Below are 14,827 nucleotides of genomic sequence, written 5' to 3' on the forward strand. Positions count from 1 at the left end.
CAGCAGCTTGATGGCTGAAGCTGGCTGGAAGCTTGAAGCAACGCCGGAAAATCCGTGGGCAGAATAGCCCGCCTCAGTTGCATGCCGATGACGGACTATTATCTATAAGTGAGCGGAAACTGGGGAGTGAAAGATAGGCTAGCCAATTGATGGCTAGCCTATCTTTCGATTGATTTGCTATTTTGGGAAAGCCAATCAGAATTTCAGCTTGGCGAAGCGGGCGACGGCGCGCTCCGTGTTCTCGCGGCTGCCGAAGGCCGTGAGGCGGAAGTAGCCCTCGCCGCACGGACCGAAGCCTGCGCCCGGCGTGCCGACGATGTTGACTTCGTGCAGGAGCTTGTCGAAGAAGTCCCACGAGCTCATGTTGTCCGGCGTCTTGAGCCAGATGTACGGGGCATTGACGCCGCCGTAGGCCTTGATGCCGACTGCCTTGAGGCCCTCGCGGATGATGCGGGCGTTCTCCATATAATAGGAAACGAGTTCTTTGACCTGCTTCTGGCCCTCTTCCGTGTAGATGGCCGCAGCGCCGCGCTGGACGATGTAGGCCGTGCCGTTGAACTTCGTCGTGTGACGGCGGTTCCAGAGCTTGTTGAACGGCACGCGCGAGCCATCTGCTGCGCGGCCCGTGACCGTCTTCGGGACAATCGTGTAGCCGCAGCGCGTGCCCGTGAAGCCCGCCGTCTTGGAGAAGGAGCGGAACTCGATGGCGACGTCCTTGGCGCCCGGGATCTCGTAGATGGAGCGCGGTACATCGTCTTCCGTGATGTAGGCGGCATAAGCGGCATCGAAGAGGATGACGGCGTCATTTTCCTTGGCGTAGTTGACCCACTTCGTCAGCTCGGCGCGCGAGAGCGTCGTGCCCGTCGGGTTGTTCGGGCAGCAGAGGTAGATCATGTCGACTTTTTCCGTCGGCAGCGACGGCGCGAAGTTGTTCTCGGCCGTACAGGGCAGGTAGACGACGCCCTCGAAGTGGCCGTCCTCCTGCAGCGTGCCCGTGCGGCCAGCCATGACATTCGTGTCGAGGTAGACCGGGTATACCGGGTCCGTGATGGCGACCTTGTTGGCCGTGCCGAAGATCTCCTGGATGTTGCCGCAGTCGCTCTTGGAGCCGTCGCTGACGAAAATCTCGTCCGGCGCGATCTCGATGCCGCGGTCCGTGTAGTTGTTCTTGATGATGGCTTCCGTCAGGAACGAGTAGCCCTGCTCCGGGCCGTAGCCGTGGAACGTCTCAGCCTTCGCCTGATCGTCGACCGCCTTGTGCATGGCCTCGATGCAGACCTGCGGCAGCGGCTGCGTGACATCGCCGATGCCGAGGCGGATGATGTCGGCATCCGGGTTCGCTTCCTTGTAGGCGGCGACACGGCGCGCGATCTCCGCGAAGAGATAGCTGCCCGGCAGCTTCAGATAGTTATCGTTAATGGTAGCCATAGAATGAAATCCTCCTCATAGAATTATTATCAATATAACTTTTTAGCATATTATACCACAACGTTATGCATATGGCTACATAAAATCAATGCTCTTAACGGAAAATATTGCTCAGAGCTGTCGCATGATTCATTTCGAGCATGACGATGATTCTATGCATGAATGATTCTGCCGCTCTGTGAAGAAGGGACTCTTTGTGATGAATCTGATTTACCAAAGAATAAGTGATATATATCATTAAAATATTTTATGATAAATAATATTTACTTATTCTTTTCTTTTATTGTATAATAAAGCGTAGATTCTCGGACGCTTCGCTTTGCTGCCCGCACAGCTGTCCTCATCTGTCCAACCTGCATCATATGGTCCTGCTATCGGATTCATGAATTTTATGGATGAAACGCATTCTTCAGCAGGATTTTGAACAGATTGCGCGAAAATAAGAGAGCAGGGGAAATTGTTTCTCTTTGATTCCGCGCAGTATGAAGAGAGGAGGGGTGGCACGGCGGATCTAAGGAATAGGATTTCTGTCTTTATTTAATAGGAAGGGGAGTTTCACTTGGAAATGTTGCTTGGTCTCATCGTACTGCTGGCCTGCCTTGTCTTTGGCGTGCGTCACGGCGGTATTGGTCTGGCTGTCATCAGCGGCATCGGCCTCGTCATCTTCACATTCGTCTTTGGCTATAAGCCCGGCACGCCGCCGATCGGCGTCATGCTCACGATCCTCGCGGTCGTCACCTGCGCCGGCTTCCTGCAGACGTCGGGCGGCCTCACGGTCATGCTCAAGTATGCAGAGAAGTTCCTGCGCAACAACCCGAAGCAGGTCACGATCCTCGCTCCGCTGACGACCTGGTTCCTCACGGTCCTCTGCGGCACGGGTCACGTCGTCTACACGATGTTCCCGATCATCTATGATATCGCCATCAAGCAGAACATCCGCCCGGAGCGCCCGATGGCTGTCGCTTCGGTCGCTTCGCAGATGGCTATCTGCGCTTCGCCTGTCTCGGTTGCCGTCGTCTCGATTGTCGGCTTCATGGCTGCAGCAGGCTATGAGTACACGGTCCTCCAGATTCTCGCCGTCTCGATCCCGGCTACGTTCACGGGCGTCTTCTGCGCCGCTCTCTGGTCTTACCGCCGCGGCAAAGACCTCGACAAGGATCCGCGCTTCCAGGAGTTCATCAAGGACCCGGAGAACAAGGAATACGTCTACGGTGACTCGGAGACGCTGCAGGGCAAGGAACTGCCGAAATCGTACTACCATGCGATGTACATCTTCTTCCTCGGCATCCTCGTCATCGCCTGCCTCGGCAACTTCCCGCAGCTTCTGCCGCACTTCCCGAACGCGAAGGGCGTCATGAAGGCAATCTCGATGACGGACGTCATCCAGATGGTCATGCTCTTCGTTGCCGCCATGATCCTGGTCTTCTGCAAGATCAAGGCGAAGGATGTCGGCAACAGCCAGGTATTCCGCTCTGGTATCGTTGCACTCGTCTCGGTCTATGGCGTCGCCTGGATGGCCGACACGTATTTCGCAAACCACATGACCATCCTCAAGCAGTGGCTCGGTGCCGCTGTCCAGGCATATCCGTGGGCTTATGCGATCTTCGCGTTCCTGACGTCGAAGCTCGTTAACTCGCAGGCTGCGGCCATCGCGATCGTCATGCCGCTGGCACTCAATGTCGGCATGGATCCTGTGCTGATCATGTCCTTCATCTCGGCCTGCTACGGCTACTTCTTCCTGCCGACGTACCCGTCTGACCTCGCCTGCATCGGTTTTGACCGCTCGGGCACGACGCGCATCGGCAAGTACATCCTCAATCACAGCTTCATGATCCCGGGCCTCATCGGCGTCTTCACGGGCTGCTGCGCTGGCTTTGTCATGGCGCATATCGTCCTGTAACATACCTTGCGTATGGAGCGGTTTCCTCCGGGAAACCGCTTTTTCATTATCTGCTGATTGCATTATTTTCAGAAAGGAAGCATTGCTATGAAGAAATTCAAGATTGCAGTCATCGCCGGCGACGGCATCGGTCCTGAGGTCATCGCGGAGGGCAAGAAGGTCCTCTCTGGCATCGCAGCCCTCGACGGCACGTTCGCTGTCGAGTTCACGGACTTCCCCTGGGGCTGTGAGTACTACTTGAAGACGGGCGAGATGATGCCGGAGGACGGCCTCGATACGCTCAAGGCGTTCGATGCAATCTACCTCGGTGCTGTCGGCTATCCGGGCGTTCCAGACAATGTCTCGCTGGGGCAGTTGCTCTTGAAGATCCGCCGCGGCTTCGATGAATACGTCAACCTGCGCCCCGTCAAGCTGCTCGAGGGCGCACCGTGTCCGCTCGCCGGTGTCAAGCGCGAGGACATCGACATGGTCGTCATCCGCGAGAACAGCGAGGGCGAGTACGCCGATGTCGGTGCGCGCCTCTATCCGGGCACGCCGCAGGAAATCGCGCTTCAGACGGGCGTCTTCTCGCGCAAGGGCTGCGAGCGCATCATGCGCTACGCCTACGAGCTCGCGCGCCGCGAGCACAAGACGCTGACTTCCATCTCGAAGGGCAATGCGCTCGGCTACTCGATGGTGTTCTGGGATGAGATTTTCGCCGAGCTCGGCAAGGAGTACCCGGATGTCAAGACGCAGAAGCTGCTCGTCGACGCGGCGAGCATGATGTTCGTCAAGAACCCGAAGCGCTTTGAGGTCGTCGTCACGAGCAACCTCTTCGGCGATATCCTGACGGACCTCGGCGCGGCCATCGCGGGCGGCATGGGCCTCGCGGCCGGTGCCAACCTCAACCCGGAGCGCAAGTATCCCTCGATGTTCGAGCCCATCCACGGCAGCGCGCCGGATATCGCTGGCAAGGGCATCGCAAACCCGCTGGCCAGCATCTGGTCGGTCAGCCAGATGCTCGACTTCTTCGGCAAGGAGGACTGGGGCAAGCGCGTCATCGCGGCCATCGAGACGCTGCTCGTTGAGAAGAATACCCTGACGCCGGACCTTGGCGGCGCGGCCAAGACGCAGGACATCGGCGAGGCCATCCTCGAGATCCTGCGCCGCTGAACCCCTGCTATTCCATGAAAAAATGCCATCTCACGCAGTCGGTGAGATGGCATTTCTGCTGTTTGTTGACTTAGTTGGTTTATTCCTGGGTAGGCGAGGCAGCGTCGGTCTTGTTGCTGTGGTCTTTCTTGAGCAGGTCCTTGCAGAAGTCGATGAAGGACTGTGCGGCTTTCGAGATGTAGCGGTCCTTCTTCCAGGCAAGGCCGACGTCGACGAAGATGGGATCGGCGAGCGGCAGGGTCTTGAGGCCGGGCGTTTCGTCGGCGACCATGTCGAGGAGAAAGGTGATGCCGACGCCGTTGGAGACGAGGCCCTTCAAGGTGTTGATCTGGTTGGACTCGAGCACGATGTTCGGCGTGATGCCCTCGGCCTTCATGCGGCCGAGGATGGTCTGGCGCAGGAAGGAGCCTTCCTTGAGCATGACGATTTTCGTGTCGGCCACGTCATCCATGGTGATGGCCTTCTTCTTGGCGAGCGGGCTGCTCTCGGGCACGCAGCAGACGATCTGGTTCTTGGACATGGGCAGCAGCTGCAGGCGATTCGAGGCGCCGGAGAGGATGATGATGCCGAAATCGAGCTCGTCGCGCTCAAGCTGCTCGCGGATCGACATCGAGGCCTCTTCGTGCATGAAGATGTCGAGGTGGGAGTAGCGGCGCTGGAAGCTCGAGAAGATGCGCGGGAAGAGGTAGGCGCCCATCATCGGCGGCACGCCGATCTTGATGGTGCCCTTCTGGAGCTGCTTGTAGTCGTTGACCTCCAGCACGGCGTCCTGGATGTTGCGCAGCGCGAGCTCGACCCGGTTGAGGAAGACGGCGCCCTCAGGCGTCAGTGCGAGCTGTTTCTGGCTGCGGTCGAAGAGCTGGATGCCGAGCTCGGCCTCGAGCTTCTTGATGGCGACCGTGATATTCGGTTGGGAAACACGCAGGCGTTCCGCAGCGCGGGTGATATTTCGCAGACGGCTGGCCATCTGGAAATATTCGAGTTGTCTGAGTTCCATTCAAATCGCTTCTTTCTGTTCCATTTTATCTGTATAAATTCGCTTTATTTAATGCCATTATACCATACTTTTAGTGAATGTATGATAGTATAATCGAAAATTATCAAAAATATTTTCGGGAACAGTCCCAGCTGCGCCGCAGGCCTTGGCAGGAAAATAGGCGGGGGATGGGGAATCTAATCCAGGATAGAGAAAATGAACCAGAATGAAACACGGAAAGCAGGTGGATGTCTTGATCGTAGGTATCGGGACGGATATTGTGGAGATTGCGCGCGTGAAGAGGGCAGCAGCCCGCGAGGCCTTCCTCATGCGCGTCTACACGGAGGCGGAGCGCGCGTACTGCGAGAGCCGCGGCGTGCAGAGGATGGCGAGCTATGCGGCGCGCTTCGCGGGCAAGGAAGCCGTCATGAAGGCGCTCGGCACAGGGCTGCGCGGCGGCACGCTGCACGACATCGAGATTTTGCCGGATGCGCTCGGGGCACCTCGGGTTCATCTTTCGGGGTATTTCGCGCAGCTGGCCCGCAGCCGGTCGGTTTCAAAGGTATGGGTCTCGCTGAGCCACTCGCGTGCGTACGCGACGGCACAATGTGTGATGGAGGGATGACGATGAAGGTATCACTTGTCAAGGAGATGCGCGCTGTCGACCGGCGCGCGGGAGAGGAGTACGGCCTGCCGGAGGTCGTGCTGATGGAGAATGCCGGGCGGCAGACGGCTGCAGAGATGATCGCGCTGCTCGGCTCTGTGCGCGGCAAGACGATCTGCGTCCTCGCGGGCAGCGGCAACAATGGCGGCGATGCGTTCGCGGCGGCGCGCTATCTCGCCAACGAGGGGGCGGACCTCAAGGTATTCCTGACGGGCAATCCTGACCACCTCAAGGCGTCGCCTTCCATCATGAAGCAGGCCTTGACGGCGATGGGCATCGCTGTGCACGACCTGACGGGTGACCGCGACATGGACCGGCTGCGCCTCGCGTTGCGCTTCGCGGACGGCGTGCTCGACGGCATCCTCGGCACGGGCTTCCGCGGCACGCTGCGCCCCGTCGTCCGCCAGGCAGTGGAGCTCGTCAATGCGGCGCACTGCCCGGTGCTCGCCATCGACATCCCGAGCGGCGTCGAGGCCGATACGGGCGAGGTCGGCGATGCGGCCGTGCAGGCAACGCGGACGCTCGCGCTCGGACTGCCGAAGCCGGGCCACCTGCTCGGCCTCGGCGCGACCTGCACAGGCGAGCTCTGCGTCGACTCCATCGGCATCCCGCACGAACTCCTGGAGGACGAGGCGATGCAGCAGGCCTGCATCGACGGCCGGATGGCCGCCGCTCTGCTGCCCGCGCGTCCGCGCACGGCCCACAAGGGGACCTGCGGCCGCATCCTCGTCGTTGCGGGCTCGCGCGGCATGACGGGCGCGGCGGCGCTCTGCACCTCGGCCTGCCTGCGAGTGGGCTGCGGCATCGCGACGCTCGCCGTGCCGGACAGCCAGCAGCCCATCCTCGCCGCGAAGCTCACGGAGGCGATGACGGTGCCCGTGCCCGAAGAGCAGGCAGGCGTCCTCGGCGGCGATGAGGCCCTCAAGCTGCTCGTGCCGCTGACGGAAGGGTACGATACCGTCCTTATTGGCCCGGGACTCGGGCGCGCCAAGGTGACGGGCGAGCTCGTCAGGGCGCTCGTGCGCGAGACGGACAGGCCGCTCGTGCTCGACGCCGATGCCATCTACGCCCTGCGCGACAATCCCGAGATCCTGCGCGAGGCAAAGCACGTGCCGATCCTCACGCCGCATCTCGGCGAGATGGCGGGCCTCCTGGGGCTCTCTGTCGAGGACCTGCGCGAAGATATCGTCGGCATCGCGCGCGACGCGGCGGCCGAATACCATGCCGTCTTCGTGCTCAAGAGCGAGTGCACGCTCGTGGCCTTCCCGGATGGCCGCGTCTTCTTCACGACGAAGGGCAATGCGGGCATGGCGACGGCCGGCGCGGGCGATGTGCTCGCCGGCACGATTGCGGGCCTCATGGAGCAGGCCGCAGACGGCATGGCCCCCGTTCTCGGCGTCTACCTGCACGGGCTCGCCGGTGACCTTGCCTACGGAGAGCGGGCGGAAGGCCTTATCGCCGGGGACATCCTCGCGAAGCTGCCAGAGGCGCGCCGCTTGCTGCAAGCGGGAGAGTGATTTCTTTCTATAATAAAAAGCACGATAAAAGCGGACAAAAGCGCATGTAGGCGGATGAAAGACAAAGATACATATTCTGTGTAAAATTACATCATTTTCTTGCCTAGGCTATTGACAAACTGTACAGCCGGGACTATGATATAACTACTTTAACGGAAAGAAAAGAGGAGTTTTCAATGGCAAAAGTAAATGTGGATTGGAATAACCTGGGTTTCGCGTATCAGCCAATCTCCCAGCGTTACGTCGCAAACTTCAAAGACGGCAAGTGGGGCGAAGGTCATCTGACGGATGACGCCAACGTCACGATCAATGAGTGCGCCGGCATCCTGCAGTACTGCCAGGAAGTCTTCGAGGGCCTCAAGGCCTACAAGACGAAGGACGGCCGCGTCGTCACGTTCCGTCCGGACATGAACGCAAAGCGCATGATCGACTCGGCTAAGCGCCTCGAGATGCCGCCAGTCTCGGAGGAGATGTTCCTCGAGGCTGTCGATCAGGTTGTTGCAGCCAACAAGGATTGGATTCCTCCTTTCGAGTCGGGCGGTGCCCTCTACCTGCGCCCGTACCTCTTTGCCACGGGCCCGGTCATCGGTGTCAAGCCGTCTGACGAATATCAGTTCCGTCTCTTCGGCACGCCGGTCGGCTCCTACTTCAAGAACGGCGTGAAGCCGATCACGATCTGCGTCAGTGACTATGACCGCGCTGCCCCGCACGGTACAGGCAACATCAAGGCCGGCCTGAACTACGCGATGAGCCTCTATCCGTACATCCTCGCACACCAGAAGGGCTTCGACGAGAACATGTACCTCGATGCTGCTACGCGCACGTACGTCGAGGAGACGGGCGGTGCAAACTTCCTGTTCGTCACGAAGGACGGCAAGCTCGTCACGCCGAAATCCGACAGCATCCTGCCGTCGATCACGCGCCGTTCGCTCGTCACGATTGCCGAGCATCTCGGCTACACGGTCGAGCATCGTCCGGTCAAGTTCACGGAGCTCAAGGACTTCGCCGAGGCTGGCCTCTGCGGCACGGCTGCCGTCATCTGCCCGGTCGGCAAGGTTGTCGGCAACGGCGAGACGATCGAGTTCCCGAGCGGCATGAAGGAAATGGGCCCTGTCCTCACGAAACTCTACAACACGCTGCGTGGTATCCAGCTCGGCACGGTCGAAGCACCGGAAGAGGGATGGATCCGCGAGATCAAGTAAGCAAAACAGGAATATCCTGTTCACGGCTCGGCTGCCCTTTGGCAGCCGGGCTTTTTGCTTTCCCTTGGCAGCGGCGTATACAGGAGGGATTCAGGAAGCCTTCAGGACTTAGGAGTAAAATTTTTTGACAGTCACAAGGATTTCCTGTATCATGGCGAGAATAGCTTTATATATAATACGATAAATATCGGATTCATCTTGATCCACATACATTTAGGAGTTTTGCTTATGCCATTTGAGCTGCCATATCCACTACAATTCCACGGTATCATCTCGACAATCGGGCCGATGGACATCCTCGACATCCTGATCGTGGCCGTCATCCTCTATAAGGTCTACGTCATGCTGCAGGACACGCGCGCCATCACGCTCGTCAAGGGCATCCTCGTGCTCTTGGGCGTGACGATGGTCTGCAGCTGGCTTGAACTGCACGTCATCTCCTGGCTCTTGCAGAAAGCGGTGACGCTGCTCTTCGTCGCCCTGCCGATTGTCTTCCAGCCAGAGCTGCGGCGCGCGCTCGAGCACCTCGGCCAGGGCAAGTTCCTCGGCCCGTCGGTGCTTTTAGACGACGAGGAAGCGCAGTCTGTCGTGCGCGAGCTCGCCAAGGCCGTCAAGGTCATGTCGGCCAACAAGACGGGTGCGCTCATCGTCATTGAGCGCAACATGGGCCTCAACGACATCAGCGCGACGGGCATCCAGATCGACGGCCTCATCACCGCAGACTTCCTGCTCAATGTATTCATCCCGAACACGCCGCTGCACGACGGCGCAGCCATCGTGCGCGGCAAACGCCTCATTGCGGCCGGCTGCCTCCTGCCCTTGACGGAGAACCGCTCGCTCTCGACGGAGCTCGGTACACGCCACCGCGCGGCCATCGGCCTCTCGGAGCAGTGCGATGCGCTCGTCGTCGTCGTCAGTGAGGAGACGGGCACAATCTCGGTCGCGGAGAACGGGCGCATGGTCCGCCACCTCGACACGGAGAAGCTCAAGAATATCCTGCGGCCGGCATTCACTTCCCCGCAGAAGGGTCTCAAGGACCTCATCAGGAACTGGAGGAAGAGAAAATGATCTCAAGAATGCGCAATATCGTGCAGCACAATCTGCCGGCCAAGATCCTGGCGCTCGTCATCGCGGTCATCCTCTGGGGCTATGTCATGAACGACCAGAACCCGTCCATCGAGAGCACCTACACCGTGCAACTCGACGTCGTCAACGCGCCGGAGGGCTACAAGATCACGAAGGACGCCGCAAGCGTCAAGCTCCGCGTACGCGGGCCGCGCTCGCTCTTCGTCTCGGCGAGCGAGAACGACTTCAAGGCATACGTCGACCTCTCGAAGGTGGAGGAGGGCAAGCATGCCGTCAAGGTGCAGACCGTCCTGCCGCAGGGCTTCGAGCTCGTCGAGGCCAAGCCGGATACGGTGACCTTCACGCTCGACCGCATCGTGCAGAAGAAGATGAAGGCGGAGTTCATCGTGACGGGCTCGACAGCGCCGGGCACGACGGTGGCGCACATCGAGCCGTCCGTGGAGACGGTCACGATTGAGGGCGCTGCCTCGGACATCAAGGAAGTCACGCGCGTCATCGGCTACGTCGGCCTCGCGGGCAATGGCGATGACTTCAGCCTCAAGGTGCCGCTGACGGCCATCAATGCGGACGGCCGCGAAGTCGCTGGCGTCACCGTCAAGCCAGCCTCGGCTGAGGTCAGCGTGCAGCTCGCGCGCGGCCTCATGAAGAAGATCGTCACCGTCAAGCCGGTCCTCGGCGACGGCCTTGCCAGTGGCTATGAGGTCAGCTCCGTCAAGACCGACCCCGTGAAGATCGAGGTCGCCGGCCCGGAGAACATCTTGTCGAAGCTCACGAGCATCGAGACGCAGAAGATCTCGCTCGACGGCCTGACGAAGACGACGGATGAGAATGTCCAGCTCGCGCCGCCCGACGGTGTCACCGTGACGAACAACAGCGTGACGGTCCACATCGAGATCCAGGCCAAGAAGAAGGCGGCGTCCGGCACGGCCAGCCCGTGAGAAATGAATCCGCAAGACTACCCGATACCATAAACCGATAGGAGGACTGCAATGATCCGCATCCGCAATCTGGCTGTGCCGTTCACAGAACGGACCAGCCTCGAAGATCTTGCAGCCAAGCGCCTCATGTTACCACCTCAGCAGATCGCTGGGGTGGTAATTGTGCGTAAGGCTGTCGACGCGCGCCGCTACCACGGTGCGCCCATCCAATTCGTCTACATCCTCGACGTCAAGCTCGAGGGGAAGGTCGAGAAGAAGGTGCTGCAGAAGCTGCGCCGCGACCGCAATGTCGAAGAGGCCCCTGTGCCGCAGGCACCGGCACCCATTCCTGCGCCGCACCTCGAGAGGCGGCCCGTCGTCGTCGGCTTCGGCCCGGCGGGCATGTTCGCTGCGCTGACGCTCGCGCGCCACGGCTGCGAGCCGCTCGTGCTCGAGCGCGGCAACGACGTCGACACGCGCCATGAGGACATCGAGCGCTTCTGGCGGGGCGGCGCCCTCAACCCGCAGTCGAACGTGCAGTTCGGCGAGGGCGGTGCCGGCACGTTCTCGGACGGCAAGCTCACGACGCGCATCAACGATGCGCACATGAAGGACGTCATCGAGGCGTTTGTCGCGGCGGGCGCGCCCGAGGAGATCCGCTATCTGCACAAGCCGCACATCGGCACGGACATCCTGCGCGAGGTCGTGCGCAACATCCGCAAGGAGATCATACGCCTCGGCGGCACGGTGCGCTTCGGCGCGCAGGTCACGGACGTCGAGCTCGGCGAAGAGGGCGTCGAGGCCGTCATCGTCAACGACGAGGAGCGCATCGAAGCCGATGTCGTATTCTTCGGCATCGGCCACTCGGCGCGTGACACCTACCGCATGCTCCTCAGCCGCGGCGTCGCGATGGAGGCCAAGCCCTTCGCGATGGGCGTGCGCATCGAGCACCCGCAGGAGTTCATCGACCGCGCGCAGTACGGCGAGGACGCGGGCCATCCGCTGCTGCCCGTCGCTGACTACGCGCTGACCTACAAGGACCCCGCGACGGGGCGCGGTGCCTACTCCTTCTGCATGTGCCCGGGCGGCTATGTCGTCGCCGCGGCCTCGGAGAAGGAGCGCGTCGTCACGAACGGCATGAGCAACTACCGCCGCGACTCGGGCATCGCCAACAGCGCGCTCTTGGTGCAGGTCGCGCCTGCGGACTTCGGGCAGGAAGTCCTCTCGGGCATGGCCCTGCAGCAGGAGCTCGAGGGGCTGGCCTTTGCGCTTGGCGGCCGGGATTACTTCGCGCCCGTGCAGACTGTCGGCGACTTCCTCGCGGGCAGGAGCGGCTCGACGGACTTCTTGACGAAGCCGACGTATGCGCCGGGTGTCAGGGCAGCCGACCTGCACCGTTGCCTGCCGGACTTCATCACGAAGACGCTTACAGGCGCCCTGCCGTACTTTGACCGCAAGATCCCGGGCTTTGCCGACGCCGGTGCCGTCATGACGGGCGTTGAGACGCGCTCGTCGGCGCCGTGCCGCATCCGCCGCGACCGCGAAACGTTTGTCGCTGAGGCGACGCCGGGACTCTATCCGATGGGCGAGGGTGCGGGCTATGCGGGCGGCATCATGAGCGCTGCCGTCGATGGCATGAAAGCGGCACTTGCATTCCTGCACCAAAATGTGCAATACTAATAAGGATATCAAACCTTTAAGACGCGAAAACGCATCTGAGTATCAGGGGGAAAGAAATATGGCAAGATTATTCGGTACGGACGGTGTCCGTGGAGAGGCAAACGTCACGCTGCTGCCGGAGATGGCATACCGTCTCGGCCGCGCCGCTACGATCTACTTCGGCAAAGAGTCGGAAGAGCAGCCGCTCATCATCATCGGCCGCGATACGCGCATCTCGGGCGAGATGTTCGAGTCGGCGCTGACGGCCGGCATCTGCTCGGCGGGCGGCCGCGCGATGCTCGCCGGCATCATCCCGACGCCGGCCATCGCGTACCTCGCGCGCAAGCACAAGGCTAAGGCCGGCATCGTCATCTCGGCCTCGCACAATCCGTTCCACGACAACGGCATCAAGTTCTTCGGCGGCGACGGCTACAAGCTGCCGGATTCCGTCGAGGATGAGCTCGAGGCCATCGTGCATCAGCTCGAGACGGACGACAACTACCCGCGCCCGACGGCAGAGCACATCGGCCACATCGAGTACCGCACGGACCTCCTGAATCAGTACATGGAGTTCGTGATCTCGACGTGCAAGGAGCGCTTCGAGGGCGTCAAGGTCGTGCTCGACTGCGCGAATGGCGCCGCCTATGAGGCGATGCCGAAGATCCTGCGCCACCTCGGCGCCACGGTTAAGGTCATTCACGCGCTGCCGAACGGCACGAACATCAACGACGGCTGCGGCTCGACGCACCTCGAGTCCCTGCAGAAGGCCGTCCTCGAGAACGGCGCGGACTTCGGCATCGCGCACGACGGCGATGCGGACCGCTGCCTCTGCGTCGACGAGAAAGGCCAGATCATCGACGGCGACCACATCCTCGTCATGTGCGCGATGGACATGATGAAGGATGGCAAGCTGCCCTACAACACAGTCGTCACGACGGTCATGGCAAACATCGGCTTCCATCAGGCCATCAAGAAGGCCGGCGGCCGCGCCGAGATCACGAAGGTCGGCGACCGCTACGTCCTCGAGAACATGCTCAAGAACGGCTACAAGATCGGCGGCGAGCAGTCCGGCCACATCATCTTCACCGACTTCAGCACGACGGGCGACGGCCTCATCACGGCCCTGCAGGTGCTCTCTTCGCTCAAGCGCAGCGGCCGCAAGGCATCCGACCTCACGGCGCTGATGACGACGTACCCGCAGCTGCTCGTCAACGTCAAGGTTGCGACGAAAGAGGGCTGGGAGACGAATGAGGCCATCAAGAAGGCCATCGCCGCAGGCGACGAGGAGCTCGGCGAGAACGGCCGCATCCTCGTGCGCCCGTCCGGCACGGAGCCTCTGATCCGCGTCATGGCAGAAGGCCCTGACCAGGAGCAGCTCGACCGCATCTGCCACGCCATCGCCGACATCGTCAAGAAGGAACAGGGCTGATGAAGCAGGCAATCGTGCTCACGAGCTTCGGCGCGATGGGCGATGATTCGCGCAAGCTCTGTCTCGACGCGCTCGAGGCGGATTTCCGTGCGGAGTTCCCCGAAGCTGTCATCGTGCAGGCCTTCACCTCGACGTTCATCCGCACGTCACTCGAGAAGCGCGGCCTCCACCGCGATTCCCTCGAGGAGGCCCTGCTGCGCCTCTCTGAAGAGGATGTCACGCATGTGCTCGTGCAGCCGACGTACATGACGCCGGGCGAGGAGTACGAGAAGAAGGTGCTCGATGTCGTGCCGGCTTACACCTCGCGCTACGAGAAGCTCACTGTCGGCGAGCCGGCCTTCTTCGAAGAAGCGGACTATACGCGGAACCTCATCGCGCTCTGCCGCAGCATCTTCGTGCCGCGCGATGCGGAGCTCGTGCTCCTCGGACACGGCTCCCCGCATCGCCACAATCCCGTCTACGAGCGGTTGCAGGCTGAGATCGACGCGCAGCAATTGCCCATCCACGTCGGCGTGCTCGAGTCGACGGACACGCCTGACTTCAAGATGGTGCTCGAGCGCCTGCGGAAGAGACAGGTGCGCGAAGTCCTGCTCGCACCGCTCTTACTGACGAGCGGCATGCACGTAGCGCGCGATATGGCAGGTGAGGGGGAAGCTTCCTGGAAGGCGCGCCTTGAAAAGGCAGGCTTCTCGGTCACTCCGATCCTCGAAGGGCTCGGCGAATCGCCGCTCTTCCGCCAGATCTACATCGAGAAGGCACGCAAGGCGCTGCGCACAGAGTGATAGCAGGATGCCTCTGCTTATCGAGAATAACGAGTCCAAGGCGGCTCCTGTCCAGATTACCTGGATGGGGGCTGCCTTTTTTTGAACCAGTCTCACTGCGTCGTTGTGAAACGCC

Annotated in this window: 12 protein-coding genes; 10 read left to right on the forward strand and 2 right to left on the reverse strand. The window is 60.9% G+C overall.

What is annotated here, in order from left to right; translation table 11 throughout:
- Positions 1-195: 195 nt before the first annotated feature.
- Positions 196-1,428 (reverse strand): LL-diaminopimelate aminotransferase, encoded by a 1,233-nt coding sequence (locus tag QDI87_RS00855; protein ID WP_036375371.1) that lies wholly within the window; start codon positions 1,426-1,428, stop codon positions 196-198.
- 559 nt (positions 1,429-1,987) lie between these two features.
- On the opposite strand from QDI87_RS00855, the gene QDI87_RS00860 reads away from it, so the two are divergent.
- Complete coding sequence (locus QDI87_RS00860; RefSeq protein ID WP_036375374.1) at positions 1,988-3,328, forward strand: anaerobic C4-dicarboxylate transporter; 1,341 nt, start codon at positions 1,988-1,990, stop codon at positions 3,326-3,328.
- Between the two features lie 87 nt (positions 3,329-3,415).
- The gene (locus tag QDI87_RS00865) at positions 3,416-4,480 is read left to right on the forward strand and encodes a tartrate dehydrogenase (RefSeq protein ID WP_036375377.1); all 1,065 of its coding nucleotides are present in this window, start codon (positions 3,416-3,418) and stop codon (positions 4,478-4,480) included.
- Between the two features lie 79 nt (positions 4,481-4,559).
- Here QDI87_RS00865 and QDI87_RS00870 read toward each other — a convergent pair whose 3' ends face one another.
- A complete protein-coding gene (locus QDI87_RS00870; RefSeq protein WP_036375380.1) occupies positions 4,560-5,477 on the reverse strand; it encodes a LysR family transcriptional regulator in 918 nt (305 codons plus the stop codon).
- Positions 5,478-5,709: 232 nt separating this feature from the next.
- On the opposite strand from QDI87_RS00870, the gene acpS reads away from it, so the two are divergent.
- From acpS to QDI87_RS00910, 8 genes are all read left to right on the forward strand, one after another.
- Positions 5,710-6,081: a holo-ACP synthase gene (gene acpS / locus QDI87_RS00875; RefSeq protein ID WP_226867578.1), complete on the forward strand. Its 372-nt coding sequence runs from the start codon at positions 5,710-5,712 to the stop codon at positions 6,079-6,081.
- Between the two features lie 2 nt (positions 6,082-6,083).
- Positions 6,084-7,637 carry a bifunctional ADP-dependent NAD(P)H-hydrate dehydratase/NAD(P)H-hydrate epimerase gene (locus QDI87_RS00880; protein WP_036375386.1) on the forward strand — a complete coding sequence of 518 codons (1,554 nt, stop codon included), beginning with the start codon at positions 6,084-6,086 and terminating at the stop codon, positions 7,635-7,637.
- A 140-nt stretch (positions 7,638-7,777) separates the two neighbouring features.
- On the forward strand, positions 7,778-8,839 hold the full coding sequence (locus QDI87_RS00885) for a branched-chain amino acid aminotransferase (protein WP_255240820.1): 1,062 nt from the start codon (positions 7,778-7,780) through the stop codon (positions 8,837-8,839).
- Between the two features lie 228 nt (positions 8,840-9,067).
- Positions 9,068-9,907 (forward strand): diadenylate cyclase CdaA, encoded by an 840-nt coding sequence (gene cdaA, locus QDI87_RS00890; RefSeq protein WP_036375392.1) that lies wholly within the window; start codon positions 9,068-9,070, stop codon positions 9,905-9,907.
- Positions 9,904-10,863 carry a CdaR family protein gene (locus tag QDI87_RS00895; RefSeq protein ID WP_278741985.1) on the forward strand — a complete coding sequence of 320 codons (960 nt, stop codon included), beginning with the start codon at positions 9,904-9,906 and terminating at the stop codon, positions 10,861-10,863. Before cdaA ends, QDI87_RS00895 begins: the two co-directional genes overlap by 4 nt.
- Before the next feature lie 51 nt (positions 10,864-10,914).
- A complete protein-coding gene (locus tag QDI87_RS00900) occupies positions 10,915-12,522 on the forward strand; it encodes an NAD(P)/FAD-dependent oxidoreductase (RefSeq protein WP_278741986.1) in 1,608 nt (535 codons plus the stop codon).
- Positions 12,523-12,580: 58 nt separating this feature from the next.
- Positions 12,581-13,930 carry a phosphoglucosamine mutase gene (gene glmM / locus QDI87_RS00905; protein WP_036375401.1) on the forward strand — a complete coding sequence of 450 codons (1,350 nt, stop codon included), beginning with the start codon at positions 12,581-12,583 and terminating at the stop codon, positions 13,928-13,930.
- Positions 13,930-14,712: a sirohydrochlorin cobaltochelatase gene (locus tag QDI87_RS00910; protein WP_278741987.1), complete on the forward strand. Its 783-nt coding sequence runs from the start codon at positions 13,930-13,932 to the stop codon at positions 14,710-14,712. The genes glmM and QDI87_RS00910 overlap by 1 nt, the downstream gene beginning before the upstream one ends.
- The last annotated feature ends 115 nt before the right edge of the window (positions 14,713-14,827 follow it).

This window comes from Mitsuokella jalaludinii, assembly GCF_928722185.1.
GTDB classification, from domain to species: Bacteria; Bacillota; Negativicutes; order Selenomonadales; family Selenomonadaceae; genus Mitsuokella; species Mitsuokella jalaludinii.